This window comes from Pseudoduganella sp. UC29_71, from assembly GCF_042693265.1.
GTDB lineage: Bacteria > Pseudomonadota > Gammaproteobacteria > Burkholderiales > Burkholderiaceae_D > Rugamonas.
The window spans coordinates 4,817,383-4,841,373 of the sequence record NZ_CP170549.1; the positions used below are offsets into that span (position 1 = coordinate 4,817,383).

Consider the following 23,991-nt stretch of genomic DNA (forward strand, 5'->3'; position numbering starts at 1 on the left):
GATGTTAGCGTAACCTTCCGCAGCGCGGTTACGGCGCCTTGGGACTTTCCTGCGGACCGAGGTAGCTCGGCTTCAAACCGCCCGCATCGATCACCAGTTTTTGCAGCACCAGCGCGGGATCGACAGCCCAGAACTTGAGCGTGTGCGCGCCTGCCGCGAGTTTGTGCTTTGTCTTGAACACCACGGCGCCGTCGGACACGGCGCGCTCCCAGAAGCGCTGCGAGCCGTCCGCGTGCACGTTCACCACCTGCGGCGCCTCGTCGTCGAAGGAGACCGCGTAGCGGAAGCCTTCGCCCGGCTGGAACTTCAGCGTGGGCGCCAGCGTGGAATGCAGCGTCACCTCGCCTGCCGTCAGCAGATGCACCTTGTATTCGAGCCGCATGCCCTCGGCCGCGCCGGGCAGCGACAGGGCCGCACTGGCCGGCAAGGTCGTCATGGCGGACAGCGTGCGGCCATGGTCCGGAACCCGCAGCCACTGCCAGCCCTCCTTGGCCACGGCGTTCGCATAATGCTCCGCTTCGATGGCGATCACGCCCTGCGACTCGACAAAGCTGCCGGCCGCCGCCTTCACCGGCCGGCGTACCGGCACCTTGACGCGGGTCTTGCCGCCGGCGCCTTCGATGGTCAGCGTGGCCTCGATCATGTTCGTACCGGCCGGCAGCGAGGCCCACGGCACATCCGCCCAGCGCACGTCCACCATGACCCGCTTCTCGCGCACTATCCTGCCGCCAGGGCTGCTCAGCACCACCCACGGCTCGCTGGCCTTGATGGTGTAGTTGAATGCCTGCAGGCCGCGATTGAAGACTTCCACCCAGCGCGCCTGCTTGCTCTCGGCGTCCAGCACCGGCAGCGCGAGCTTGTCCGCGTTCTGGCCCGGCCATGCGAACTCGCTGCCTTCCACCGCCACGCCCATCTCGCTCGGCTTGCTGGTCTGGATTTCAGCCACCGCCGGCATCACGTTGCGCGGCGGCTGGTTCCAGTAGGTGTAGCCCAGGTGCGTCTGCGACATCATGTGGTTCCACTTGCCGTCGCTCACGTCCTCCATGTACTGGCGCGCCAGTTCCGCGTCCTGCTTGAACAGGCCGCGCACGCGCTCGGCCAGATCGTTGGTGGAGGCGCGGCCCTGCCTGGCGTACAGCTGGTTCTGCGCCGCCAGCACATACATATCGTTCACCACCGAGCCCGCCTTGGCGGGGTACTGCACCAGCTGGAAGAAGGCGTCGCGCAGGTTGGACGGCAGCGCGGCGTCTATCCTGTCGGCGCGCCCGGCGATGTCCCTGTACTCGCCCGCGATGCGCGCCGCTTCGTTATAGTTCACCTGGCTGTAGGTGCCAGGCTCCAGCTGCTCCGGCTTGCGGCGGCCGTTGTACTTGGTGTACCTCGCCACGATGTCCGCAATCTCGTCCGCGTGCTGCGCGCCGAATTCGCGCGCCGCCCACAGCTTCAGGTACTCCGGCAGGCGCTCCGCCGGCCAGGCATCGGGATTCCATGCGTAGGTGAGGAAGAACTCGATCGGCACTTCCATCGGCTTCAGGTCGCCCACGTTGACGATCCACATGCGCTTGGCATCGTATTCGTACGCCAGGCGCATCTGCTCCCATATCTTGGGAATCGGCGTCACGTTCAGCCACTTGTAGGAACGCGGGCCGCCCACGTAGTCGAAGTGGTAGTACACGCCCGCGCCGCCGGCGCGCTTGCGCTCATCCGGGGTAGGCAGGCGGCGGATATTGGCCCAGTTGTCGTCGCACCACAGCAGCAGCACGTCGTCCGGCACGCGCATGCCCTTCTCGTAGTACTCCTGCACTTCCTTGTACAAGGCCCACACCTGCGGCACCTTGCTCATGTCCGGATTGATCTGCTGCGCGATGATCTCGCGCTGGTCCTTCACGATGCGCTCCAGCAGCGCCACGTTGGATTCCTCCGACATCGGCTCGTCGCCGTCGCCGCGCATGCCCAGCGTAACAACCTTTTCGGTGCCCTTCGAAGCGCGCAGGCCGCCGCGCCAGAAGTCCTTCAGCACGGACTCGTTCTTGCCGTAGTCCCAGGCGCCCTTGCCGTAGCGGTCCCACTCCTTGTGGGCGCGCATCATGGGCTCATGATGCGATGTGCCGATGACGACGCCATACTCCTCGGCGCGCACGCCATTGAGCTTGTCGTCGTCGAAGAAGGCGGCGTCCCACATGGCGGGCCACAGGTAATTGCCGCGCAGGCGCAGCAGCAGCTCGAACACCTTCTCGTAGAACTGGTGGTTGTAGCCGCCGTAGCGCTCCTTGGCCCAGCCGGTGAGCGCGGGTGCTTCGTCGTTCAGGAAGATGCCGCGGTACTGCACCGCCGGCGCGTCGCTGCGGCGCGCGGGGACGCTGGCGTACAGGGCCTCGTGCTGCGCTGGCGGCACGTCCGCCCACCAGTACCAGGGCGATACGCCGATCTGCTCGGAGACTTCGTAGATGCCGTAGATGGTGCCGCGCTTGTCGCTGCCGGCGATGACCAGGGCGCGCTCCACGCCGGGCATGGGGTTCTTCAGCGTCTGCACCTGCCAGGCTTCCCACTTGCCCTTGATGGCGGAGACATCGAGCGCGCCGGACTGCACCAGCTTGTCGATCAGCGCGCTCTTGCCGACGGTGCCGATGATGACCACGTCCGCGCCCGCAACGCTGCCGTTCTTTTGCAGCACGGGGCGGGCGCCGCTGACGCGCTGGATGTCGCCCAACAGGTCGCCGGCGGCGCGCAGCACGCCGGCATGGTCGCTGCTGTCGACGAACAGCTTGGCGGCGCTGCCGGACTGCACCAGCGCCACGGCGTTGGCGTCCGTGCGCTCAAAAGCGATGAAGGATTTCTGTCCCAGCGCCAGCGCGGGCAAGGCGCAGGCCAGCATGAGGGCAGCGCAAGCCGCCCTGGTGATGAATTTCATTCCGTGTCTCCGTAGGCTCGTGCACGAGCCTTTTTATTTATTTGGTCGTTTCGGCAGCGGCGGGTTACGCACTGCGTGCTAACCCGCCCTACGTTTCCCGCGCTCGTTGCATTTCTCTCGCTTCGTAGGGCGGGTTAGCGCGCCAGCGCGTAACCCGCCAAGCGCACCTCAGCGCTTCACCGGGCACTGGCGCAGCGCATTCAGCGGCACCGCGTCGGCCATGGCGCGGAATCCCGCCGGCGACGGATGCAGGCCGTCGCCCTTGTCGCGCTCCTTCAGCAGGCGCGAAGGCTGGGCCGGATCGCGCAGCGCGGCATCGAAGTCTGCCACACCATCGAACACGCCGGAGGTGCGTATCCAGTTATTCAGCGCCACGCGGTCGGCCTCATTATCCACGTTGGGCCGGTAGTAGTCCGACCCCATATATGGCGAAATAGTGCCGCCAATGACGCAAATGCCCTGTGCATGCGCGCGTTCCACCAGCTGGCGGTGCGCCGTCATCAGGTCGTCCAGCAGCTTCTTGCGCGCCTCAGGCGTATCGTCGCCATTGCGGTGCTGCCCGCCCAGGTCGTTCACGCCTATCATCACGATGGCGTGGGTGACGCCGCTGCGCGCGATCACGTCGCGGTCGAAGCGGGACGCCATATTCGGCCCCAGCCCGTCGCGCAGCATGCGCCCGCCGCCGATGCCGGCGTTGACCACGCCCATGGTCTGGCCTTCCCGCGCGAAGCGCGCCGCCAGCAGGTCCGGCCAGCGGTCATTGCCGTCGGTGGTGGCGCCGTGGCCGTCGGTGATCGAGTCGCCGATGGCAACCACCGCGCCCACGCTGCGCGGCGCCTGCACTTCCACGTCCGCCAGCGCGTACCAGCGTTCCACCTTGGTGGCGGCCGGCCATTCGGCGTCCATCACGCGGTTGCCCTTGATGACGAAGCTGTTGGCGCGCGAGCCAGGGTGGCCGGTCTGGCGCGCCGGTTCGCCCTTGAAGTACATGGAAATGGCCAGGTCGGCGCCCGGCTTGAGGTCCAGCGCCACCGGATCGCTGTAATACTCGGCGCCGGCCGGTATCAGCACGCTGCTGCGGCCATTGAACGTGAGGGCACGCGCGCTGGCGCCGTCGATATCGGCCTTGCCGGGCGCCTTGGCCAGCGCCACGCCCGCCCCTTCCAGCACCAGCGGCGTGGTGCCGAAAGTATTGCTGATTCGTACACGAAGCTTGCTGCCTCCCAGCGAGAGATGAACGATCTGGCGCAGGCTGGACTCGCGCCAGTGTTCAGCGGCCAATTCGTTCTGGCCCTCCGGGACCATCACTGCGGTGCCCCAGGAAGCCACCCAATGCGGCTCCCCTGGCTTGTCCGCGGCAACCGCTGCGCATGCACCGGCTGCAAACAACACGCCCGAAAACCAGGCGCACAACTTGTGTTGACTTGACCGCATAAATCCCTCACACTTGTGTTATGTTAGCGCTATTCATTTTAGGACAAAGCGATGGTACACGCAACAAATCAAATTTCGGGAAGTCCAAGGATCACTGAGATGCAGGTGATCCCGGTGGCAGGCTACGACAGCATGCTGCTCAACCTGTGCGGGGCTCACGCGCCCTTCTTCATCCGCACGCTGGTGCTGCTGAAGGACAGCGCCGGCAACACCGGCATGGGCGAAGTCCCGGGCGGCGCCGGCATCCTGCAGGCGCTGGAGAAAGCCGTTCCGCTGGTGGTGGGCACCGAGATCGGCCGCTACAACCGCACGCTGAACGCGGTGCGCGTGTCCATCGCCGGCAAGGGCGGCGGCCACCAGCACCAGGTCACGTCGGCAGCTGAGGCGGCGGTGCTGAAGCAGCCGCACGAAATCAACCTGCGCCTGGAAAACGTGGTCACCGCGATTGAAGCGGCGCTGCTGGACCTGATGGGCCAGCACCTCGGCGTGCCGGTGTGCGAACTGCTGGGTTCCGGCCAGCAGCGCGACAGCGTGCCCATGCTGGCCTATCTGTTCTACATCGGCGACCGCCGCCGCACCGACCTGCCTTACCTGGAGAGCACTGGCTCGGAAGGCAGCTGGTACCACATGCGCCACCAGGAAGCCCTCACGCCCGAAGCCATCGCCGACCAGGCCGCGGCCACGGTGGAGAAATACGGCTTCCGCGACTTCAAGCTGAAAGGCGGCGTGATGCACGGCGCCGAAGAGATGGAAGCGATCCGCGCCATCAAGAAGCGCTTCCCCGATGCGCGCGTGACGCTGGACCCGAACGGCGCCTGGTCGCTGGACGAATCCATCGCCCTGTGCAAGGGCCAGGGCCACATCCTGGCCTACGCGGAAGATCCGTGCGGTCCCGAGAACGGCTACTCCGGCCGCGAGATCATGGCCGAATTCCGCCGCGCCACCGGCATCCAGACCGCCACCAACATGGTGGCCACCGACTGGCGCCAGATGGCCACTCGCACCTGCTGGGCGCGGTGGACATTCCGCTGGCCGACCCGCACTTCTGGACCATGCAGGGTTCCGTGCGCCTGGCGCAGCTGTGCCACGACTGGGGCCTGACCTGGGGTTCGCACTCGAACAACCACTTCGACGTGTCGCTGGCCATGTTCACGCATGCCGCCGCCGCCGCGCCGGGCCGCATCACCGCCATCGACACGCACTGGATCTGGCAGGAAGGCCAGGAGCGCCTGACGCGCAACCCGCTGCAGATCGTGGGCGGCGAAGTGCAGGTGCCGCAAGCGCCGGGCCTGGGCATCGAGCCGGACATGGGCCGCATCATGGCCGCCAACGCGCTGTACAACAAGGTGGCCACCGGCGCGCGCGACGACGCCATGGCCATGCGCTACCTGGTTCCCGGCTGGACCTATTCGCCCAAGCTCCCCAGCCTGGGCCGCAACTAAAACAATCAAGGATAGAGACATGACATTTGCCCAAGTTACCCAGTTGCTGCCCGCCGACCTGGCCGGCGCCCTGCTGATCGGCCGCGTATGGCGCGGCGGCGCCATCAACGGCCCGAGCGTGGTGGTGGTGCGCAACGGCGAGGTAATCGACATCACGGCGCAAGCGCCCACCGTGTCCGAACTGTTCGAACGCAGCGACCTGACGGCCTTCGTGCGCAGCGCGCAGGGCGAATCGCTCGGCCCCGTGCAGCGCCTGCTCGACAGCGCGCTGGAAGCACAGCCCGACGCCGACGTGCCGCAGCTGCTGGCCCCATGCGACCTGCAAGCGCTGAAAGCCTGCGGCGTAACCTTCGCCGTGAGCCTGCTGGAACGCGTGATCGAAGAACAGGCCGGCGGCGACAAGAGCCGCGCCGACGCGCTGCGTGCCTCGCTGCTCGAATCGATCGGCGCCGACCTGTCCAGCATCAAGCCCGGCTCGCCGGAAGCGGAACAACTCAAGCAGCAGTTCATCCAGCGCGGCGCCTGGTCGCAATACATGGAAGTGGGCATCGGCCCCTACGCCGAGGTGTTCTCCAAGTCGCAGCCCATGTCCGCCGTCGGCTTCGGCGCCGACGTCGGCCTGCACCCGGAATCGAAGTGGAACAACCCGGAACCGGAGATCGTGCTGGCCGTGAACAGCCGCCGCGAAGTGGTGGGCGCCACGCTGGGCAACGACGTGAACCTGCGCGACATCGAAGGCCGCAGCGCGCTGCTGCTGGGTAAAGCCAAGGACAACAACGCCTCCTGCGCCATCGGCCCCTTCATCCGCCTGTTCGACGGCGACTTCACGATGGACACGGTGCGCAACGCCGAAGTGCGCATGGTGATCGAAGGCGCGGAAGACGACTTCCGCTTGGACGGCGCCAGCTTCATGCGCGAGATCAGTCGCGACCCGCTGGACCTGGTATCGCAGACCAGCGGCGCGCACCACCAGTACCCGGACGGCTTCATGCTCTTCCTCGGCACCATGTTCTCGCCGATCAAGGACCGCGGCCAGGCCGGCGCCGGCTTCACCCACCACATGGGCGACCGCGTCACCATCACCAGCCCGGCACTGGGCTCGCTGATCAACCACGTGCACCGCAGCGATCAGATCACCCCCTGGACTTTCGGCGTACGCGCCCTTTACAACAACCTGGCCGCACGCGGCCTGCTGAACAACTCGAATGGAGCGAAATAAAATGGTGGCGCCTGTAACAACTGAACGCAAACCCATGGTGTACGCCACCTATCACGACCTGGCCGAAAAAGTGGTGGTCATCACCGGCGGCGGCACCGGCATCGGCGCCGCCATGGTGGATGCCTTCGCCAAACAGGGCGCGCAAGTGGTGTTCCTGGACATCGCCGAGGAAGCCTCGCGCGAGCTGGAAAAGTCGCTGGCCGGCTGCAAGCGCCCGCCGCGCTTCATCCGCTGCGACCTGACCGACCTGGATGCGCTGGGCAATGCCTTCGCCGCCATCCAGATCGACTTCGGCAAAGTGGACGTGCTGCTCAATAACGCGGCCAACGACAACCGCCACCACGTCAAGGACGTCACCGCCAAGTACTGGGACGACAGCCTGAACGTGAACCTGCGCCACCAGTTCTTCTGCGCGCAGGCGGTGGCGGCCGGCATGAAGGCCAAGGGCGGCGGCGTGATCCTGAACTTCGGTTCCATCTCCTGGCACCTGGCGCTGCCGCAGCTGTCGCTGTACATGACGGCCAAAGCCGCCATCGAAGGCCTGACGCGCGGCCTGGCCCGCGACCTCGGCCCGGACGGCATCCGCGTCAACACCGTCATCCCCGGCTCGGTGAAAACCCCGCGCCAGATGGCGCTGTGGCACTCGGCCGAAGATGAAGCGGCCATCCTGGCGGCGCAATGCCTGCACGAGCGCGTGGAAACCGAGGACGTGGCCGCGCTGGCCCTGTTCCTGGCCTCCGACAACGCCGCCCGCTGCTCCGGCCGCGACTACTTCGTCGACGCGGGCTGGTACGGCGCATGAACGCCGCGATGGCCACCACGCAGCCGCGCTGCATCTGGGAGCTGGGCGCCAAGCTCGGCGAAGGTCCGTTCTGGCACGCCGCCGAAGCGGCGCTGTACCTGGTGGACATCAAGGGCCAGCGCCTGCACCGCTGCGCCGAAGACGGCAGCGCGCAGCAAAGCTGGGACATGCCGGCCGAAACCGGCTTCGCCCTGCCGATGGAAGGCGGCGGCCTGGTCTGCGGCCTGCCCGGCAAGCTGCTGCGCTTCTCGCCCGGCACCGGCCAGTTCGCGCCCCTGCTGGAACTTGAAGCGGACATCCCCGGCAACCGCCTGAACGACGGCTACGTGGACAGCCAGGGCGCCCTGTGGTTCGGCTCCATGGACAACGGCGAAAGCGCCCCCACCGGCGCGCTATACCGCCTGGGCGCGGACGGCGCGCTGCAGCAGAAGGACAGCGGCATCATCATCACCAACGGCCCGTGCCACAGCCCGGACGGCCGCACCTTCTACCACACCGACACGCTGGCCAAGGTGGTGTATGCCTACGACGCGGCGCCGGACGGCACCCTGTCCAACAAGCGCGAATTCGTGCGCACGGCCGCTCCCGGCCACCCGGACGGTTCCGTGGTGGACGCCGAAGGCTGCGTGTGGATCGCCATGTTCGGCGGCGCGCGCGTGGACCGCTACTCCCCGGAAGGCAAAGTGATCGGCACCGTCGCCTTCCCCTGCCCCAACATCACCAAGGTGGCATTCGGCGGCGCGGACCTGCGCACCGTGTTTGCCACCACCGCCTGGAAAGGTATGTCGGACGAGGCGCGCGCCGCCCATCCGCTCGCCGGCGGTGTATTCTCGTTCCGCGTGGAGACCCCGGGACAGCAGCAATATAAATACAAAGGAAGCATGTAACATGACCAAGGACACTCAGCAACAGCGGCGCTACCGCTCGCAGGACTGGTTCGACAATCCGGACCATATCGACATGACCGCGCTCTACCTGGAGCGCTTTATGAACTACGGCATTACGCCCGAAGAACTGCGCAGCGGCCGTCCCATCATCGGCATCGCGCAGTCGGGCAGCGACATCAGCCCGTGCAACCGCATCCACCTGGAACTGGCCAAGCGCGTGCGCGACGGCATCCGCGACGCGGGCGGCATCGCCATGGAATTCCCGCTGCACCCCATCTTTGAAAACTGCCGCCGCCCCACCGCCGCCATCGACCGCAACCTGGCCTATATGGGCCTGGTGGAGATCCTGCACGGCTACCCGATCGACGCCGTGGTGCTGACCACCGGCTGCGACAAGACCACCCCGGCCCAGATCATGGCTGCCGCCACGGTGGACATTCCCGCCATCGTGCTGTCCGGCGGCCCGATGCTGGACGGCTGGCTGGACGGCGAGCTGGTAGGCTCCGGCTCGGCCATCTGGAAGGCGCGCCGCCGCCTGGCCGCGGGCGAAATCGACAACGAGAAGTTCCTGCAGATCGGCGCCGCCTCCGCGCCATCGGCCGGCCACTGCAACACCATGGGCACCGCCTCCACCATGAACGCCATGGCCGAAGCGCTGGGCATGTCGCTCACCGGCTGCTCCGCCATTCCGGCGCCGTACCGCGAGCGCGGCCAGATGGCCTATGAAACCGGCCGCCGCATCGTGGAGATGGCCAGGCTGGACATCCGCCCGTCGAGCATCCTGTCGCGCGACGCCTTCCTGGACGCCATCGTGGTCAACGCCGCCATCGGCGGCTCCACCAATGCGCAGCAGCACATCGTGGCCATGGCGCGCCACGCCGGCGTGGAACTGCGCGAGTCCGACTGGATGGAATACGGCCACGACGTGCCGCTGCTGCTGAACATGCAGCCGTCCGGCAAATACCTCGGCGAGCGCTTCCACCGCGCCGGCGGCGTACCGGCCATCATGTGGGAGCTGGAACAGAAGGGCAAGCTGCGCTCCAAGCGCGCCACCGTCACCGGCAAGACCATGGCGGAAAACCTGCAGGGCCGCGAATCCAACGACCGCGAGATGATCACCCCGTATGACCAGCCGCTGAAGACCAAGGCCGGCTTCTTCGTCCTGAAGGGCAACCTGTTCGACTTCGCCATCATGAAGACCTGCGTGATCTCGCCCGACTTCCGCGCCCGCTACCTGGAACGCGCGGGCTCCGAGAACGTGTTCGAGTGCCGCGCCGTGGTGTTCGACGGCTCCACCGACTATCACAACCGCATCAACGACCCGTCGCTCAACATCGACGAGAACTGCATCCTCGTGATACGCGGCGCCGGCCCGGTGGGCTGGCCAGGTTCGGCCGAGGTGGTGAACATGCAACCGCCCGATGCGCTGATCAAGCGCGGCATCCTGAACCTGCCGACGCTGGGCGACGGCCGGCAGTCCGGTACTTCGGACAGTCCTTCGATCCTGAACGCGTCGCCTGAAAGCGCCGTGGGCGGCGGGCTGGCGTACGTGCGCACCGGCGACACCATCCGCATCGACCTGAACACCGGCGCCTGCGATATGCTGGTGAGCGAAGAAGTGCTGGCCGCGCGCAAGGCCGAAGGCATTCCGGCGGTGCCGGCCAGCCAGACGCCTTGGCAGGAGCTGTACCGCTCCACCGTGGGCCAGATGCAGGATGGCGCATGCATGGAGCTGGCGGTCAAATACCGCGGCGTGGCGGACACCATGCCGAGGCATAACCACTAGGCGGCTCTGGCGGGTTACGCGCCTGGCGGCGCTAACCCGCCCTACGATGTACCGATGTATCGATGTTTCGATGTAAAAATTAAAACGTAGGGCGGGTTAGCGGGCTATGCCCGCGTAACCCGCCAAGCGTACAAAAACCTACCTTAGGAGACGACCATGAACACCAAACTGAAAGCAGTAGCAGCAATCGCCGGCGCCGTCATGGCGCTGTCCAGCGGCTTCGCCCATGCCGACGCCAAGAACCCGAAAATCGGCTTCTCCATCGACGACCTGCGCGTGGAGCGCTGGACCCGCGACCGCGACTACTTCAACGCCGCAGCCGAAAAGCTCGGCGCCAAGGTGTTCGTGCAGTCGGCCGACGCCAGCGAGCAGCGCCAGATCGCCCAGATCGAAAACCTGATCTCGCGCGGCGTGGACGTGCTGGTCATCGTCCCCTACAACGCCACGGTGCTCAACAACGCCATCCGCGAGGCGAAGAAAGCCAAGATCAAGGTCGTCTCCTATGACCGCCTCATCCTGAACTCCGACATCGACGCCTACATCTCCTTCGACAACGTGAAGGTCGGCGAGCTGCAGGCCGACGCCGTCACCAAGCTCAAACCGAAGGGCAACTACTACCTGCTGGGCGGCGCGCCCACCGACAACAATGCCAAGATGCTGCGCGAAGGCCAGATGAAAGTGCTGCAGCCGCTGGTGGACAAGGGCGACATCAAAATCGTCGGCAAGCAGTGGGTGAAGGACTGGAGCGCGGCCGAAGCGATGACCATCGTGGAAAACGCCCTCACCGCCAACGGCAACAAGATCGACGCCATCGTCGCCTCCAACGACGGCACCGCCGGCGGCGCCATCCAGGCGCTCACCGCGCAGAAGCTGGGCGGCAAAGTGCCCGTGTCCGGCCAGGACGCCGACCTGGCCGCCGTCAAGCGCGTCATCTCAGGCACCCAGGCCATGACGGTCTACAAGCCGCTCAAGCTGATCGCCTCCGAAGCGGCCAAGCTGGCCGTGCAGCTGGTGCGCAACGAGAAGCCGGCCTACAACTCGGTCTACGAGAACGGCATGAAGAAGGTCGACACCCTGCTGCTCAAGCCCATTCCGCTGACCAAGGCCAACGTCAACGTGCTGGTCGACGACGGCTTCTACACCAAAGCCCAACTGGCCAACTGACGAAGCAGACGACGAGCATGGCCGATTATCTTTTGGAGATGAGGGGCATCGTCAAGCAGTTCGACGGTGTGAAGGCGTTAAACGGAATAGACATCAAGATGAAGGCCGGTGAATGCATCGGCCTGTGCGGCGAAAACGGCGCCGGCAAATCCACGCTGATGAAAGTGCTGTCCGGGGTCTACCCGCACGGCACCTGGGACGGCGAAATCCTGTGGAAAGGCGAGCCGCTGCGCGCGCAATCGATCCGCGACACGGAGGACGCCGGCATCGTCATCATCCACCAGGAGCTGATGCTGGTGCCCGAACTGTCGGTGGCCGAGAATATCTTCCTCGGCAACGAGATCACCCTGCCCGGCGGGCGCATGGACTATGCGGCCATGAACCGCCGCGCCGCCGAGATCCTCACCTGGCTCAACATCCACGACGTGAACGTGGTGGAGCCGGTAAAGAACTACGGCGGCGGCCACCAGCAGCTGATCGAGATCGCCAAGGCGCTCAACAAGCGCGCACAGCTGCTGATCCTGGACGAACCGTCGTCGTCGCTGACGGCGTCCGAAATCCAGGTGCTGCTCAACATCATCCGCCGGCTCAAGTCGGAGGGCGTCACCTGCGTCTACATCTCGCACAAGCTGGACGAAGTGGAAGCGATCTGCGACACCATCGTGGTGATCCGCGACGGCCAGCACATCGCCACCACGCCGATGAGCGAGATGAATGTGGACCGCATCATCGCCCAGATGGTGGGGCGCGAAATGAACCAGCTTTACCCGCAGCGCAAGCACGCGCCGGGCGAGGTGGTATTCGAAGCGCGCAACATCACCTGCTACGACGCCGACAACCCGGCGCGCAAGCGGGTGGACAACATCTCCTTCACGCTGCGCAGGGGCGAAATCCTCGGCATCGCGGGGCTGGTCGGCGCGGGCCGCACGGAGCTGGTGTCGTCGATCTTCGGCGCCTACCCCGGCGCGCACGAAGGCGAAGTCTGGCTCGACGGCCAAAAGCTCGACACCGGCACGCCGCAAAAAGCCATCAGGGCCGGCCTGGCCATGGTGCCGGAAGACCGCAAGCAGCACGGCATCGTGCCCGACCTGAGCGTGGGGCAGAACATCACGCTGTCCGTGCTGGGCCAGTACGCGCGCGGCACGCGCATCGACCAGGATGCGGAGCTGAAGACCATCCGCAGCGAAATCGCCAGCGTCAAGCTCAAGACCGCCAGCCCCTTCCTGCCGATCACCGGGCTCTCGGGCGGCAACCAGCAAAAGGCCGTGCTGTCCAAGATGCTGCTCACCAAGCCGAAGATACTGATCCTGGACGAACCCACGCGCGGCGTGGACGTCGGCGCCAAGTTCGAGATCTACCAGCTGATGTTCGACCTCGCCGCGCAAGGCATGTCCATCATCATGGTCTCCTCCGAGCTGGCCGAAGTGCTGGGCATCTCCGACCGCGTGCTGGTGATAGGCGAAGGCCAGCTGCGCGGCAACTTCGACAACGACAACCTCAGCCAGGAAACCGTCCTCGCCGCCGCCCTCGACCATGCCCCGTAGCAGGCTGAGCCGCATTCGGGGTCAGACCCCGAATGCGGCTCGGGCCGCTTACGCGGGGACACGAATAACAAGAGACAACCATGAACATCAAGAAACTATTTACGCAATATAAGATGCTGGCCTTGCTGATCGCCATCGCGCTGATCTGGGGCTTCTTCAGCATGAAGACCGACGGCGGCTTCATTTCGCCGCGCAACCTGTCCAACCTGATGCGCCAGATGGCCATCACCGGCATCGTCGCCTGCGGCATGTCGCTGGTGATTATCGCCGGTGAAATCGACCTGTCGGTCGGCTCGCTGCTCGGCCTGCTCGGCGGCGTGGCGGCCGTGCTGGACGTGACGCACCACCTGGCGCTGCCGGTCAACCTGCTGCTGGTGCTGGGCTTCGGCCTGCTGGTCGGCCTGTTCAACGGCTACCTCACCGCCTACCTCAGCATCCCGTCCTTCATCGTCGGCCTGGGCGGCATGCTGGCCTATCGCGGCATTGTGCTGGGCATTACCGGCGGCACCACCGTGGCGCCGGTGTCGGACGACCTGGTCTACCTCGGCCAGGGCTACCTGCCGCCGCAGCTGGGCATCCTGCTGGGCGTGGCGCTGTTCGCCATCGCCGTGGCCCTGACCTGGCAGCAGCGCCGCAGCCGCGCCGAGCACGGCCTGGAAGCGGCCCCGATGTGGCGCGACGCGCTCAAGGTCATCGCCATCGGCGCCATCGTGGCGGCCTTCGTGGTCACGCTCAATTCCTACGAGGGCATTCCGCTGCCGGTGCTGCTGCTGCTCGCGCTGCTGGGCATCTTCACCTACATGACCACGCAGACCGTGTTCGGCCGCCGCGTCTACGCGGTGGGCAGCAATATGGAGGCGACGCGCCTGTCCGGCATCAACGTGAAGTCGATCAAGCTGTGGATCTTCGGCATCATGGGCCTGATGTGCGCCTTGGCCGGCGTGATCAACACGGCGCGCCTGGCGGCAGGTTCGCCGTCGGCCGGCACCTCCGGCGAGCTGGATGCGATCGCGGCCTGCTTCATCGGCGGCACCTCCATGCGCGGCGGCTCGGGCACGGTGTACGGCGCGCTGATCGGCGCGCTGGTGATGGCCAGCCTGGATAACGGCATGTCCATGCTGGACGTGGACACCTACTGGCAGATGATCGTCAAGGGCTTCATCCTCACGCTGGCCGTGTGGATCGACGTCAGCACGCGCTCGGCCAAGCGTTAAGAACAAACACAACGGAGACAACGCAATGAGCAAAAACCGCAGGCAATTCCTGTCCACCGCAGGAAGCCTGGCGGGTCTGGCCGCCCTTCCGGCGCCCATGGCCTTCGCCGCCGCAGCCACGCCGCTGTACAAGAACCCGTCCGCGCCGGTTGCCAGGCGCGTGCAGGATCTGCTGGGCCGCATGACGCTGGAAGAAAAAATCGAGCAGATGCAGTGCGTGTGGCAGGACAAGAAGAAGATCGAGGACGCCAGCGGCAACTTCTCGCCGGAGAAGGCGAGCCAGCTGCACCCGCACGGCGTCGGCATGCTGGGCCGGCCGTCGGACCGCCAGGGCCAGGCGGCTCCCGGCGGCGCGGCCGGCGATAGCGGCCGCCGCGTGAACCGCAATGCGCTGGAGACGGCGACCTATGTGAACGCGGCGCAGAAGTGGGCCATGGAGCAGACCCGCCTCGGCATCCCCATGCTCACGCACGAGGAAGCGCTGCACGGCTACGCCGCGCGCGACGCGACCAGCTTCCCGCAGTCGATCGCGCTGGCGTCGTCCTTCGATCCGGACATGGTGCGCAAGGTGTACGCCGTGGCGGCGCGCGAGATGCGCGTGCGCGGTTCGAACTTCGCGCTGGCCCCCGTGGTGGACGTGGCGCGCGAACCGCGCTGGGGCCGCATCGAGGAAACCTATGGCGAAGACCCGCACCTGGCGGGCGAAATCGGCAAGGCGGCCGTGCTGGGCTTCCAGGGCGAGAGCAAGCAGCTGGCCAGGGACAAGGTCTACACCACCCTCAAGCACATGACCGGCCACGGCCAGCCGGAAAGCGGCACCAATATCGGCCCGGCCGAAGTCACCGAGCGCACCTTGCGCGAGGAGTTCTTCCCGCCGTTCGAGAAGATCGTGAAGGAGACCAATGTGGCCGCCATCATGCCTTCGTATAACGAGATCGGCGGCGTGCCCTCGCACGCCAACCGCTGGCTGCTGCACAAGGTCACGCGCGAGGAATGGGGCTTTAAGGGCGTGATGGTGTCGGACTACTTCGGCATCAAGGAACTGATCACGCGCCACAAGCTGGCGGCCACGCCCAAGGAAGCGGCGCTGCGCGCCATCAAGGCCGGCGTGGATATCGAGACGCCGGACGGCTTCGGCTACAAGGAGCTGGCCGCGCTGGTGAAGGAGAAGCGCGTGTCGGTGGCGGAAATCGACGCCATGGTGGCGCGCATCCTGGAGCTGAAGTTCAACGCGGGCCTGTTCGAGAACCCTTATGTGGACGCGAGTATCGCGGACAGCCTGACCGCCACGCCGGACGCGGTGGCGCTGGCGCGCGAGGCCGCGTGCCGCTCGGCCGTGCTGCTGAAGAACGACAAGGGCATCCTGCCGCTGGACCCGAAAAAGGTGGGCAAGGTGCTGCTGCTGGGTACCCACGCCAAGGACACGCCGATCGGCGGCTACTCGGACGTGCCGCGCCACGTGGTGTCGGTCTATGACGGCCTGAAGGCCATGAGCGAGAAGCACGGCTTCGAGCTGGCCTGGTCCGAAGGCGTGCGCATCACCGAGAGCCGCGTGTGGGGCGCGGACGAAATCGTGTTCACGCCCAAGGAAAAGAATGCGAAGCTGATTGCCGATGCGCTGGAGGCGGCGAAGACGGCCGACACCATCATCATGGTCCTGGGCGACAACGAGCAGACCAGCCGCGAGGCCTGGGCCGACACCCACCTGGGCGACCGCGAGACGCTGGACATGCTGGGCCAGCAGAACGAGCTGGCCAAGGCGATTTTCGACCTGGGCAAGCCGACCGTGGTGTTCCTGCTGAACGGCCGCCCGCTGTCGGTGAACCTGCTGGCCGAGCGCGCGCCGGCGCTGATCGAGGGCTGGTACCTGGGCCAGGAGACCGGCCACGCGGCGGCGGACCTGCTGTTCGGCCGCGCCAACCCGGGCGGCAAGCTGCCGGTGTCGATTGCGCGCAGCGTGGGCCAGCTGCCCATCTTCTACAATCACAAGCCGTCCGCGCGGCGCGGCTATATCGACGGCTCCACCAAGCCGCTGTATCCGTTCGGCTTTGGCCTCAGCTATACGACGTTTGCCATTTCCGAGCCGCGCCTGGCCAAGTCCACCATCCGTGTGGGCGAGTCCACGCAGGTGTCGGTGGAGGTGCGCAACACGGGCGCGCTGCTGGGCGATGAAGTGGTGCAGATCTACATCCGCGACGACGTGAGTTCGGTCACGCGCCCCGTGCTGGAACTGAAGGCTTTCCAGCGCGTGACGCTGGCGCCGGGGGAGTCGCGCACGCTGACGTTCGACATCAAGCCGTCCGACCTGTGGTTCTACAATATGGACATGAAGCGCGTGGTGGAGCCGGGTTCGTTCACCATCCATGCTGGCCCGAACAGCGTGGAGTTGAAGTCCGTGAAACTGATGGTGAGCTAAGGCAAGCCGCCCTTGTGTTCGCCAGCCCACAGACGGGGGCGGCGCAAGGGCGCATTCTCGCGGGACATACCAGCCCGCAAGGTGATGCCATGCTGCCTCCGATCTCCAATGCGGCCGATGCCGCTGCCATTCTTCCCGTCCAGCCAGTTGGTGCGCCCGCCGCCGGCGAAGTTGCCGCACCCGCGCCTGCGGTGCTGACGGCGGCTGCGACGGTGGAGTTCTCCGACCTGGCGCAATTCCTGTCCACCGTGGCGCTCACGCGCAGGCAGCTGCTGGAGCTGCAAGGCACGCCCGAGACGCCGGAACCCAGTGAAACGCAGCTGCGGCTGCTGAACGACGCGGCCGACGCGCTCAGCCAGTCCTTCAACCAGCTGCCACCCGCAAGCGCCGATATCACGCCGCTGCTGGCCGACGATAATGGCAGCAGCACGCTGGTCGAGCGGCTGGCGGAAACGCTGCGCCAGCGCGGCGCCACGCAGCTGCCCAGTGCGCAGCTCACTGCCGCCACGCTGGCCGACATCGGCCTGACGCTGGACCCGCTGGCACCCGAATCCAGCGGCGACATCCTGAACCTGAACACGCGCGTGCTGGAAGCGGCGTTCCAGATCGACCGCGCAGGCACCTTGAACGTGCTGACGCAGACCAGCGACGAATTCAGCGCCTTGGGCAACGCGCTTGCGCGCCAGGTCAGCGCCGGCGCGGCGCTGCCCAGTTCGGTGCTGCCCAGTTCAGCGCTGCCCAGTTCAGCGCCGGCCGCGCTGGAAGCCGAAACTGCGGCCTCGCAGCTGCAGCTGTCCGACCAGGCGCTGCGCGACGCCATCGCCGACAGCACGCCCGCGCTGACGCAGGCCGAACTGCTGCGCCAGCAGCAGCTCGACGTGGCACGCCAGGCGATCGCCGAGCAGGCCGGCAACGTGCTGGCCGAAACGCAGGCCGACCGCCTCGCCGCCACGCGCGCGGCAGAAGAACGCCAGCTCGCCAGCACCCGCCAGCAAGACCTGGCCGCCACCGCGCTGGCCGACCGGCTCGAAAACGAACGTCTCGCCGCCCAGCGCCAGGACGCCACCGCACAAGCCATCCTCGCCGACCGCCTCGACAACGAACGCACCGCAGCCACCCAGCGCCAGCAAACCGCCGACACCGCCGCCGCCCGCCAGACCCAGGACGCGCTCACAGCCCAGCAAACCGCCGAGCAACGTGCCACCACCAAGCGCACCGCCGAGCAGCAAACCGCTCAGCAGCAAACCGCCCAGCAGCGAGTGGCCGAGCAGGCGGACGAGCGGCGCGTGGCCGAGCAACGCGTCGCCGACCAGCAATCTACCGAGCTGCGCGCTACCGAACACCAGACCACCCAGCAGCGCGTCGCCGACCAGCGCGCGGCCGAGCTACGCGAGACGGCACGCGAAGCGCAGCAAGCCGACACGCAACGCGCTGACCTGCAGCGCGCCGAGGCCCAGCGCACCGCCGAGCAGGAGACCGGGCGGCGCGTGGCCGACGACCAGCGCATTGCAGACCAGCGCTTTGCAGATCAACGGTTTGCAGACCAACGCTTTGCAGACCAGCGTATCGCCGACCAGCGCCTCGTGGCCGAGCAGCGCCTGGCTGCCGAACAGCGCGTCGCCGCCGACCAGCAAGCGGCGCGCGACGCCGCCGTCGCCTCCGCCGACACCCTATCCGGCATCGCCGCCGCCCAAGCCGCCGCCGCCGCGGATGCCGCCGCGGCAGCCGATGCAGCCGACGCCGCCGCCCTGGCCGCCGTCCAGGCCGCCGAAGCCCAACGCGCCGAAGCCGCCCGCGACGCCAGCCGCCAGCCGGCCCCCCAACGCCGCCGACCCCGCCCTGGCCGCCGCCATCGCCGCTTACAATTCCGCCAACATCGCCGCCGCTTCCGGCGCCCGCCCCGCCGGCGCACCGCCCGCCGCCGACCGCATCCGCCCGGTAGCCCCGGTCACCGCCGTCACGCCCGCCCAGCCGGTGGACAGCAGCGGCGGCGACACGACCAGGACGCAACGCTGAGCCGCCCCGCCCCCCGCCAAACCCGCACACGGCAGCCGATTTCTGCAATAATCAGCCTAGACGGACCACACGAGCGCCCCCCGCATGCCGAACCTCAGCAAGCGTACCTTCCTGCTAAGCTGTTCACTTGCTTGCGCCATGCCAGCCACCAGCGCCATGGCCGGTCCCGACGCGCGCCCCGCCGCGCCGCAAAAGGTCACGCTGCTGCTGGGCGACACGCTGGACCTGAACGGCAGGCAGCAGCCGCCCAAGCCCTGGCGCCGCAAGCTGTTCGACTACCTGGAACTGGAACTGAACGTCAGCTTCGACATCAAGGCCTACCCCTGGCCGCGCGCCGAGCGCCACGCGCGCGACGGCGCCGGCCTGATCTTCGGCCTGCCGAAAACGGCCGACCGCCTGCGCGAGCTGCGCTACTCCGAGCCGGCCTCCAGCAATACGCTCTGGCTGGTCACGCGCAGCGACGCCACCTTCCCCTTCCGTACCCTGGACGACCTGCGCGGCAAGACCATAGGCGCGGTGCGCGGCTACAGCTACGGCGACGAATTCGAGCGCGGCCGCAACAGGCTGTTCCGCGTCGACGAGGACATCGCCTCGCGCGCCACGCGCCTCCAGCGCCTGCTGCTCAAGCGGGTGGACGCGCTGCTGCTGTACCAGCCTGCCACCGAAAGCCCGGCCGAAATCGAGGCCGCGCTGGACCAGTTCATCCAGCCCCACCTGAAAGACCTGACCCTGCCGCCCGGCGTGCACCTGGCCGTGCTGCCCAAGCCGCTGCAAGTGGAAAACGGCATGCACTTCGCCGTCTCCCGCAAGCACGACGACGGCATGATAGACCGCATCAACGCCGCCCTGGCGCGCCAGCGCAGGCTGGCGCAGCGCTAGCCTGCGCGAGGGAGCGCTCCCACAAGTTTTCGGTTGCCCTGCCCGGTGCACTTGGCGATAATGCACGCGCACATCGACCACAAGGAGACGCGATGAATTTGAAACTGAGCACGGGCTTACTGGCCCTGCTGGGCGCCATCAGCGCCATGGGCAACGCAGCGGCACAGGACACCGTCGTCAAGATCGGCCACAGCGGACCGCTGTCCGGCCCGCAGGCATTTTCCGGCAAGGACAATGAAAACGGCGCCCGCCTGGCGGTGGAGGAACTGAACGCCAAGCCGATCACCGTGGCCGGCAAAAAGATCAAATTCGAACTGCAGTCCGAGGACGACCAGGGCGACCCGAAAGCGGGCGTGCAGGTGGCGCAGAAGTTCATCGACGCCGGCATCAAATACGTGGTCGGCCCCTACAACTCCGGCGTGGCCATCCCCGCCTCGCGCGCCTACAACGACGCCGGCGTGATTTTCGCCACCGTGGCCACCAATCCAAAGATCACGCAGCAGGGCTACAAGGGCCTGTACCGCGTGAACGCCAGCGACACCCAGCTCGGCTCGAAGATGGCCTTGTACGCGGCGCAGGAATTGAAATTGAAGACCGTGGCCGTGATCGACGACCGCACCGCCTTCGGCCAGGGCGTGGCCGAGGAATTCAAGAAGCAGGCCAAGGCTTCCGGCATGACCGTGGCGGGCCACGAGTTCACCACCGACAAGGCCTTCGACTTCACCTCCATCCTCACCAAGCTCAAGGCCAAGAAGGTGGAGGCGATCTTCTTCGGCGGCTACGCGCCGCAGGGCGCACCGATGGCGCGCCAGATGAAACAGCTGGGCATCAATGCCAAGCTGCTGGGCGGAGACACCATCTGCACCGCCGAAATGGGCAAGCTGGGCGGCGACGCCGTGGCCGACAACGTGCTGTGCTCGCAGGGCGGCGCCATCCTGGACAAGGCGGCCAGCGGCCCGCAGTTCAAGGCGGCGTTCAAGAAGCGCTACAACCGCGATGCGGACGTGTACGCCGCGTCCTATTACGACGCCACCATGATGTACGCGCAGGCCATGCAGAAGGCCAATTCGATCGATCCGGCCAAGGTGGGCGCGGTGATCTCGTCCACCGCCTACAAGGGCGTGGCCGGCACCTACGCGTTTGACGCCAAGGGCGATATGAAGGAATCGCCGGTGACCATCTTTACGTTCAAGAACGGGCAGCCGGCGCCGATTAGCAGCTATTGATGCATGGCGGGTTACGCGCGCTCACGCGCGCTAACCCGCCCTACGATTAGCCCTACGATTAGTTAGCGGCTTTTGCTGCCGCCGCCGCTACCGGTCTCCCGGTTCATTTCCTGATCGTCCACGCTCCCGCCCTGCGTCGTACCCTTTTGGCCGCTCTGCTGGCTCTGGCCGGGACGGCTGCCGCTTTGCTGGTTCAGTTGGTCGCTCTGCTGCCCGCCTTGCTGCCCACCCTGGCGGCTGCCCTGGTTCATATCGCGGTCTTTGTCGATATCACTCTGCTTGCTAGCCATGTTCATCTCCTTGATGTTATGGATGCCTCGCCAGGCACTGCGGCAAGGTGGAGCCATGGTAGACCCGCTGCCGCTGCGCTCGCATAGGCGCGCGAGCAAGAGGCAAGTAGGACTGTTCCTACTTTCTATTGAGCGAAACACCGCTGACGGCTTCGTTCCGCCCGCACTAACCTGTAGCTTGAACTGCACAGGAGAATCCCATGCGCGCGCTTGTCTACCACTCCGCCCACGACGTCAAAGTCGACACCGTTCCCGATCCCATCATCCAGGAACCCGACGACATCATTCTTAAAATTACCGCCACCGCCATCTGCGGTTCGGACCTGCACCTGTACCGCGGCAAGGTGCCCGGCATGAAGGAAGGCGACATCATGGGCCATGAATTCATGGGCATCGTGGTGGACGCCGGCCCCGGCGTCACCGCCCTGCGCAAAGGCGACCGCGTGGTGGTGCCGTTCGTGATCGCCTGCGGCAGCTGCTTCTTCTGCGACCGCCACTTGTACTCCGCCTGCGAAACCACCAACCCCGACCGCGGCGCCATCATGAACAAGAAGGACTTGCGGCCGGGCGCCGCGCTGTTCGGCTTCAGCCACTTGTACGGCGGCGTGCCGGGCGGCCAGGCCGAGTACGTGCGCGTGCCCAAGGCCAACGTCGGTCCGATCAAGATCCCGGACACGCTGGTGGACGAGAAAGTGCTGTTCCTCAGCGATATCCTGCCCACCGGCTACCAGGCGGTGCTGAACGCCGGCGTGACCAGCGGCTCCACGGTGGCCATCTTCGGCGCCGGCCCGGTCGGCCAGATGGCGGCCGCCTGCGCCCGCATGCTGGGCGCCGAACGCATCTTCATGGTGGACCACCATCCCTACCGGCTGGAATTCGCGCGCGCCACCTATGGCGTCATCCCGCTCAATTTCGACGAAGTGGACGCGGCCGAAGCCATCATCGAAGCGACCAGCTTCCGCGGCGTGGACGCCGTGATCGACGCGGTGGGCTTCGAGGCGAAAGGCAGCGCGCTGGAGACGGCGCTCACCAGCCTGAAGCTGGAAGGCAGCAGCGGCAGCGCGCTGCGCCAGTGCATCGCGGCGGTGCGGCGCGGCGGCACGGTCAGCGTGCCGGGCGTGTACTCCGGCTTCATCCACGGCTTCCTGTTCGGCGACATCTTCGAGAAAGGCATCGGCGTGCGCGCCGGCCAGACCCATGTGCAGAAGCACATGCCGGAACTGCTGCGCTTCATCGACGAAGGCAAGCTGCACCCGGACGTGATCATCTCGCACCGCCTGCAGCTGGAGCAGGCGGCGGACGGCTACCGCATGTTCGACAAGAAGGAAGACAACTGCCGCAAGATCGTGCTGCGGCCCTGAGCCGTTACAGCGCGAAGATAGGCTTGCGGCCTTTCCACAAGCCGTTGGTGAAGTCCGGGAAATCCAGCGTCTGGAAATTCTGCGCAATGGACATCTCGGACAGCGGCGTGATGGCGCTCCACGCCACCGCGTCGTAGATATCGATCGGCATCGGCGCCTTGGCCTTCAGCGCTTCGATGAAGGCGTGGATAACGAAGAAGTCCATGCCGCCGTGGCCCGCCCCTTCCGCGCGCGACGCGTACTTGCGCCACAGCGGATGGTCGTACTTGTCCTGGTAGGACTGGAATTCTTCCCACTGGTGCGGCTTGCTCTTGCCCTCGATATGGATGGAGCGGTTGACATCCATCCACAGCCCGTCCGTGCCCTGCACGCGGAAGCCCAGCGAATACGGGCGCGGCAGCGACGTATCGTGCTGCAGCAATATCGTTTCACCGTTCTCGCAGGCCAGCGTGGTGGTGACGATGTCGCCCAGCTTGAACTGCGTCTTCGCGCTCGGATGCTGCGCGCCGCCCGGCTGCTTGACGATGTAGTCGTGCAGCCCGCGCGCTTTCGTGGCAAAGGCGTTGATGCGCGTGAAGCGGTTGCCGCGGTTGATGTTGGTGTACATCGCGCACGGGCCGATGCCGTGGCTCGGATACAGCTCGCCGTTGCGCCTGACCGAGTGCTCGGTGCGCCAGCGCGCCTCCGAGAAGCCCTTGGCACCGTATTCCAGGCCGCTGCCATAGGGCTTGGCCGGGTCGCCATTGTTGAACTTCACGGCGCGCAGGTCGTGCTGGTAGCCCCCTTGCAGGTGCACCAGTTCGCCGAACAGGCCGGCGCGCACCATCTGCAGCACCGCCATCACGTCGCGCCGGAAGCACACGTTCTCCAGCAGCATGTACGGCGTGCCGGTCTTGAGCTGGGTGTTCAGCACGTCCCAATGGTCCTGCAGGGTCACGCCGGCCACCACTTCGCAGCCCACCGCCACCTTGGCCTGCATGGCGGCGATGGCCATCTCCGCGTGCCACTCCCATGGCGTGGCGATGATGACGCCATCGAGCTTGCCGGCCTTGCCGCCGTCAAGGAGGCGGCGGTAGGCCTGCGCATCGCCGTCCTCGCCGAAGGTGGCCGGCTTGGCCTTGCCTTCCTTCTCCACCTGCTTGAGCGCGCGGCCCAGCATCACCGGGTCGATGTCGCACAGGGCCACGACCTCCACGTCGTCGCGGCGCAGCAGTTCCTTCAGCAGCACCTGGCCGCGCATGCCGGTGCCTATCATGGCGATGCGCTGCCGCTCGCCGCCGCCCGCCGCGAACGCGCGCGGCAGCAGCAGGCTGCCCGCCAGCGCGGCGCCGGCGGTGAGGAAGTGTCGTCGGTCTAGTTTCTTGTCCATCTGTTCAGCCTCGAAAATGATGTGTTGATTG

General features: G+C 66.6%; 18 protein-coding genes and 1 pseudogene. 13 read left to right on the plus strand and 6 right to left on the minus strand.

Annotated features, from left to right (window positions below; genetic code table 11):
• Positions 1-28: 28 nt before the first annotated feature.
• Together ACFJI2_RS21350 and ACFJI2_RS21355 are read right to left on the minus strand one after the other, a co-directional pair.
• Complete coding sequence (locus ACFJI2_RS21350) at positions 29-2,911, minus strand: glycosyl hydrolase 115 family protein (protein ID WP_377701789.1); 2,883 nt, start codon at positions 2,909-2,911, stop codon at positions 29-31.
• 168 nt (positions 2,912-3,079) lie between these two features.
• Positions 3,080-4,216, minus strand: coding sequence for an SGNH/GDSL hydrolase family protein (locus ACFJI2_RS21355; protein ID WP_377705880.1), 1,137 nt, complete (start codon positions 4,214-4,216; stop codon positions 3,080-3,082).
• Positions 4,217-4,396: 180 nt separating this feature from the next.
• Here ACFJI2_RS21355 and ACFJI2_RS21360 point away from each other — a divergent pair.
• The 9 genes and pseudogenes from ACFJI2_RS21360 (at position 4,397) to ACFJI2_RS21400 (ending at position 16,819) form a co-directional block, all read left to right on the plus strand.
• Positions 4,397-5,787: pseudogene (locus tag ACFJI2_RS21360) on the plus strand (enolase C-terminal domain-like protein).
• Positions 5,788-5,806: 19 nt separating this feature from the next.
• Positions 5,807-7,006 (plus strand): fumarylacetoacetate hydrolase family protein, encoded by a 1,200-nt coding sequence (locus ACFJI2_RS21365; protein WP_107873126.1) that lies wholly within the window; start codon positions 5,807-5,809, stop codon positions 7,004-7,006.
• Between the two features lie 34 nt (positions 7,007-7,040).
• A complete protein-coding gene (locus tag ACFJI2_RS21370; protein WP_377705881.1) occupies positions 7,041-7,808 on the plus strand; it encodes an SDR family NAD(P)-dependent oxidoreductase in 768 nt (255 codons plus the stop codon).
• The gene (locus tag ACFJI2_RS21375; RefSeq protein WP_377701790.1) at positions 7,805-8,695 is read left to right on the plus strand and encodes an SMP-30/gluconolactonase/LRE family protein; all 891 of its coding nucleotides are present in this window, start codon (positions 7,805-7,807) and stop codon (positions 8,693-8,695) included. Before ACFJI2_RS21370 ends, ACFJI2_RS21375 begins: the two co-directional genes overlap by 4 nt.
• A 1-nt stretch (position 8,696) precedes the next feature.
• Positions 8,697-10,481, plus strand: coding sequence for an IlvD/Edd family dehydratase (locus tag ACFJI2_RS21380; RefSeq protein ID WP_377701791.1), 1,785 nt, complete (start codon positions 8,697-8,699; stop codon positions 10,479-10,481).
• A gap of 156 nt (positions 10,482-10,637) precedes the next feature.
• A complete protein-coding gene (gene xylF, locus ACFJI2_RS21385) occupies positions 10,638-11,645 on the plus strand; it encodes a D-xylose ABC transporter substrate-binding protein (protein WP_132135145.1) in 1,008 nt (335 codons plus the stop codon).
• Positions 11,646-11,662: 17 nt separating this feature from the next.
• Entirely contained in the window at positions 11,663-13,189 is a 1,527-nt protein-coding gene (gene xylG, locus ACFJI2_RS21390; protein WP_377701792.1) for a D-xylose ABC transporter ATP-binding protein, read from the plus strand.
• A gap of 80 nt (positions 13,190-13,269) precedes the next feature.
• Positions 13,270-14,403: a sugar ABC transporter permease gene (locus ACFJI2_RS21395; protein WP_377701793.1), complete on the plus strand. Its 1,134-nt coding sequence runs from the start codon at positions 13,270-13,272 to the stop codon at positions 14,401-14,403.
• Positions 14,404-14,428: 25 nt separating this feature from the next.
• Positions 14,429-16,819 carry a glycoside hydrolase family 3 N-terminal domain-containing protein gene (locus ACFJI2_RS21400; RefSeq protein WP_377701794.1) on the plus strand — a complete coding sequence of 797 codons (2,391 nt, stop codon included), beginning with the start codon at positions 14,429-14,431 and terminating at the stop codon, positions 16,817-16,819.
• 743 nt (positions 16,820-17,562) lie between these two features.
• Here ACFJI2_RS21400 and ACFJI2_RS21405 read toward each other — a convergent pair.
• Positions 17,563-18,135 (minus strand): hypothetical protein, encoded by a 573-nt coding sequence (locus ACFJI2_RS21405; RefSeq protein ID WP_377701795.1) that lies wholly within the window; start codon positions 18,133-18,135, stop codon positions 17,563-17,565.
• Between the two features lie 69 nt (positions 18,136-18,204).
• Entirely contained in the window at positions 18,205-18,453 is a 249-nt protein-coding gene (locus ACFJI2_RS21410; RefSeq protein ID WP_377701796.1) for a hypothetical protein, read from the minus strand.
• A 76-nt stretch (positions 18,454-18,529) separates the two neighbouring features.
• Here ACFJI2_RS21410 and ACFJI2_RS21415 point away from each other — a divergent pair, with 76 nt between their 5' ends.
• From ACFJI2_RS21415 to ACFJI2_RS21425, 3 genes are all read left to right on the plus strand, one after another.
• Positions 18,530-18,835: a hypothetical protein gene (locus tag ACFJI2_RS21415; RefSeq protein ID WP_377701797.1), complete on the plus strand. Its 306-nt coding sequence runs from the start codon at positions 18,530-18,532 to the stop codon at positions 18,833-18,835.
• Positions 18,836-18,973: 138 nt separating this feature from the next.
• Entirely contained in the window at positions 18,974-19,714 is a 741-nt protein-coding gene (locus tag ACFJI2_RS21420) for a substrate-binding periplasmic protein (protein WP_377701798.1), read from the plus strand.
• 92 nt (positions 19,715-19,806) lie between these two features.
• The gene (locus ACFJI2_RS21425) at positions 19,807-20,940 is read left to right on the plus strand and encodes a branched-chain amino acid ABC transporter substrate-binding protein (RefSeq protein ID WP_377701799.1); all 1,134 of its coding nucleotides are present in this window, start codon (positions 19,807-19,809) and stop codon (positions 20,938-20,940) included.
• Between the two features lie 62 nt (positions 20,941-21,002).
• Here ACFJI2_RS21425 and ACFJI2_RS21430 read toward each other — a convergent pair whose 3' ends face one another.
• Positions 21,003-21,230 carry a hypothetical protein gene (locus tag ACFJI2_RS21430; protein ID WP_377701800.1) on the minus strand — a complete coding sequence of 76 codons (228 nt, stop codon included), beginning with the start codon at positions 21,228-21,230 and terminating at the stop codon, positions 21,003-21,005.
• A gap of 200 nt (positions 21,231-21,430) precedes the next feature.
• Between ACFJI2_RS21430 and ACFJI2_RS21435 the strand changes: the two genes are divergently transcribed.
• A complete protein-coding gene (locus ACFJI2_RS21435; RefSeq protein ID WP_377701802.1) occupies positions 21,431-22,591 on the plus strand; it encodes a zinc-dependent alcohol dehydrogenase in 1,161 nt (386 codons plus the stop codon).
• Positions 22,592-22,595: 4 nt separating this feature from the next.
• Here the strand turns inward: ACFJI2_RS21435 and ACFJI2_RS21440 are convergent, their stop codons facing one another.
• Entirely contained in the window at positions 22,596-23,960 is a 1,365-nt protein-coding gene (locus ACFJI2_RS21440) for a Gfo/Idh/MocA family protein (protein WP_377701803.1), read from the minus strand.
• Between the last annotated feature and the right edge of the window lie 31 nt (positions 23,961-23,991).

Bases quoted from the DNA above. Each gene is read 5' to 3' on its own strand.
- xylG (WP_377701792.1), top strand. From the start codon at position 11,663: ATGGCCGATTATCTTTTGGAGATGAGGGGCATCGTCAAGCAGTTCGAC.
- ACFJI2_RS21435 (WP_377701802.1), top strand. From the start codon at position 21,431: ATGCGCGCGCTTGTCTACCACTCCGCCCACGACGTCAAAGTCGACACC.
- ACFJI2_RS21420 (WP_377701798.1), top strand. From the start codon at position 18,974: ATGCCAGCCACCAGCGCCATGGCCGGTCCCGACGCGCGCCCCGCCGCG.
- ACFJI2_RS21415 (WP_377701797.1), top strand. From the start codon at position 18,530: ATGCCGCCGCGGCAGCCGATGCAGCCGACGCCGCCGCCCTGGCCGCCG.
- ACFJI2_RS21440 (WP_377701803.1), bottom strand. From the start codon at position 23,960: ATGGACAAGAAACTAGACCGACGACACTTCCTCACCGCCGGCGCCGCG.
- ACFJI2_RS21365 (WP_107873126.1), top strand. From the start codon at position 5,807: ATGACATTTGCCCAAGTTACCCAGTTGCTGCCCGCCGACCTGGCCGGC.
- ACFJI2_RS21395 (WP_377701793.1), top strand. From the start codon at position 13,270: ATGAACATCAAGAAACTATTTACGCAATATAAGATGCTGGCCTTGCTG.
- ACFJI2_RS21355 (WP_377705880.1), bottom strand. From the start codon at position 4,216: ATGGTCCCGGAGGGCCAGAACGAATTGGCCGCTGAACACTGGCGCGAG.
- ACFJI2_RS21400 (WP_377701794.1), top strand. From the start codon at position 14,429: ATGAGCAAAAACCGCAGGCAATTCCTGTCCACCGCAGGAAGCCTGGCG.
- xylF (WP_132135145.1), top strand. From the start codon at position 10,638: ATGAACACCAAACTGAAAGCAGTAGCAGCAATCGCCGGCGCCGTCATG.
- ACFJI2_RS21375 (WP_377701790.1), top strand. From the start codon at position 7,805: ATGAACGCCGCGATGGCCACCACGCAGCCGCGCTGCATCTGGGAGCTG.
- ACFJI2_RS21370 (WP_377705881.1), top strand. From the start codon at position 7,041: ATGGTGTACGCCACCTATCACGACCTGGCCGAAAAAGTGGTGGTCATC.
- ACFJI2_RS21430 (WP_377701800.1), bottom strand. From the start codon at position 21,230: ATGGCTAGCAAGCAGAGTGATATCGACAAAGACCGCGATATGAACCAG.
- ACFJI2_RS21350 (WP_377701789.1), bottom strand. From the start codon at position 2,911: ATGAAATTCATCACCAGGGCGGCTTGCGCTGCCCTCATGCTGGCCTGC.
- ACFJI2_RS21425 (WP_377701799.1), top strand. From the start codon at position 19,807: ATGAATTTGAAACTGAGCACGGGCTTACTGGCCCTGCTGGGCGCCATC.
- ACFJI2_RS21380 (WP_377701791.1), top strand. From the start codon at position 8,697: ATGACCAAGGACACTCAGCAACAGCGGCGCTACCGCTCGCAGGACTGG.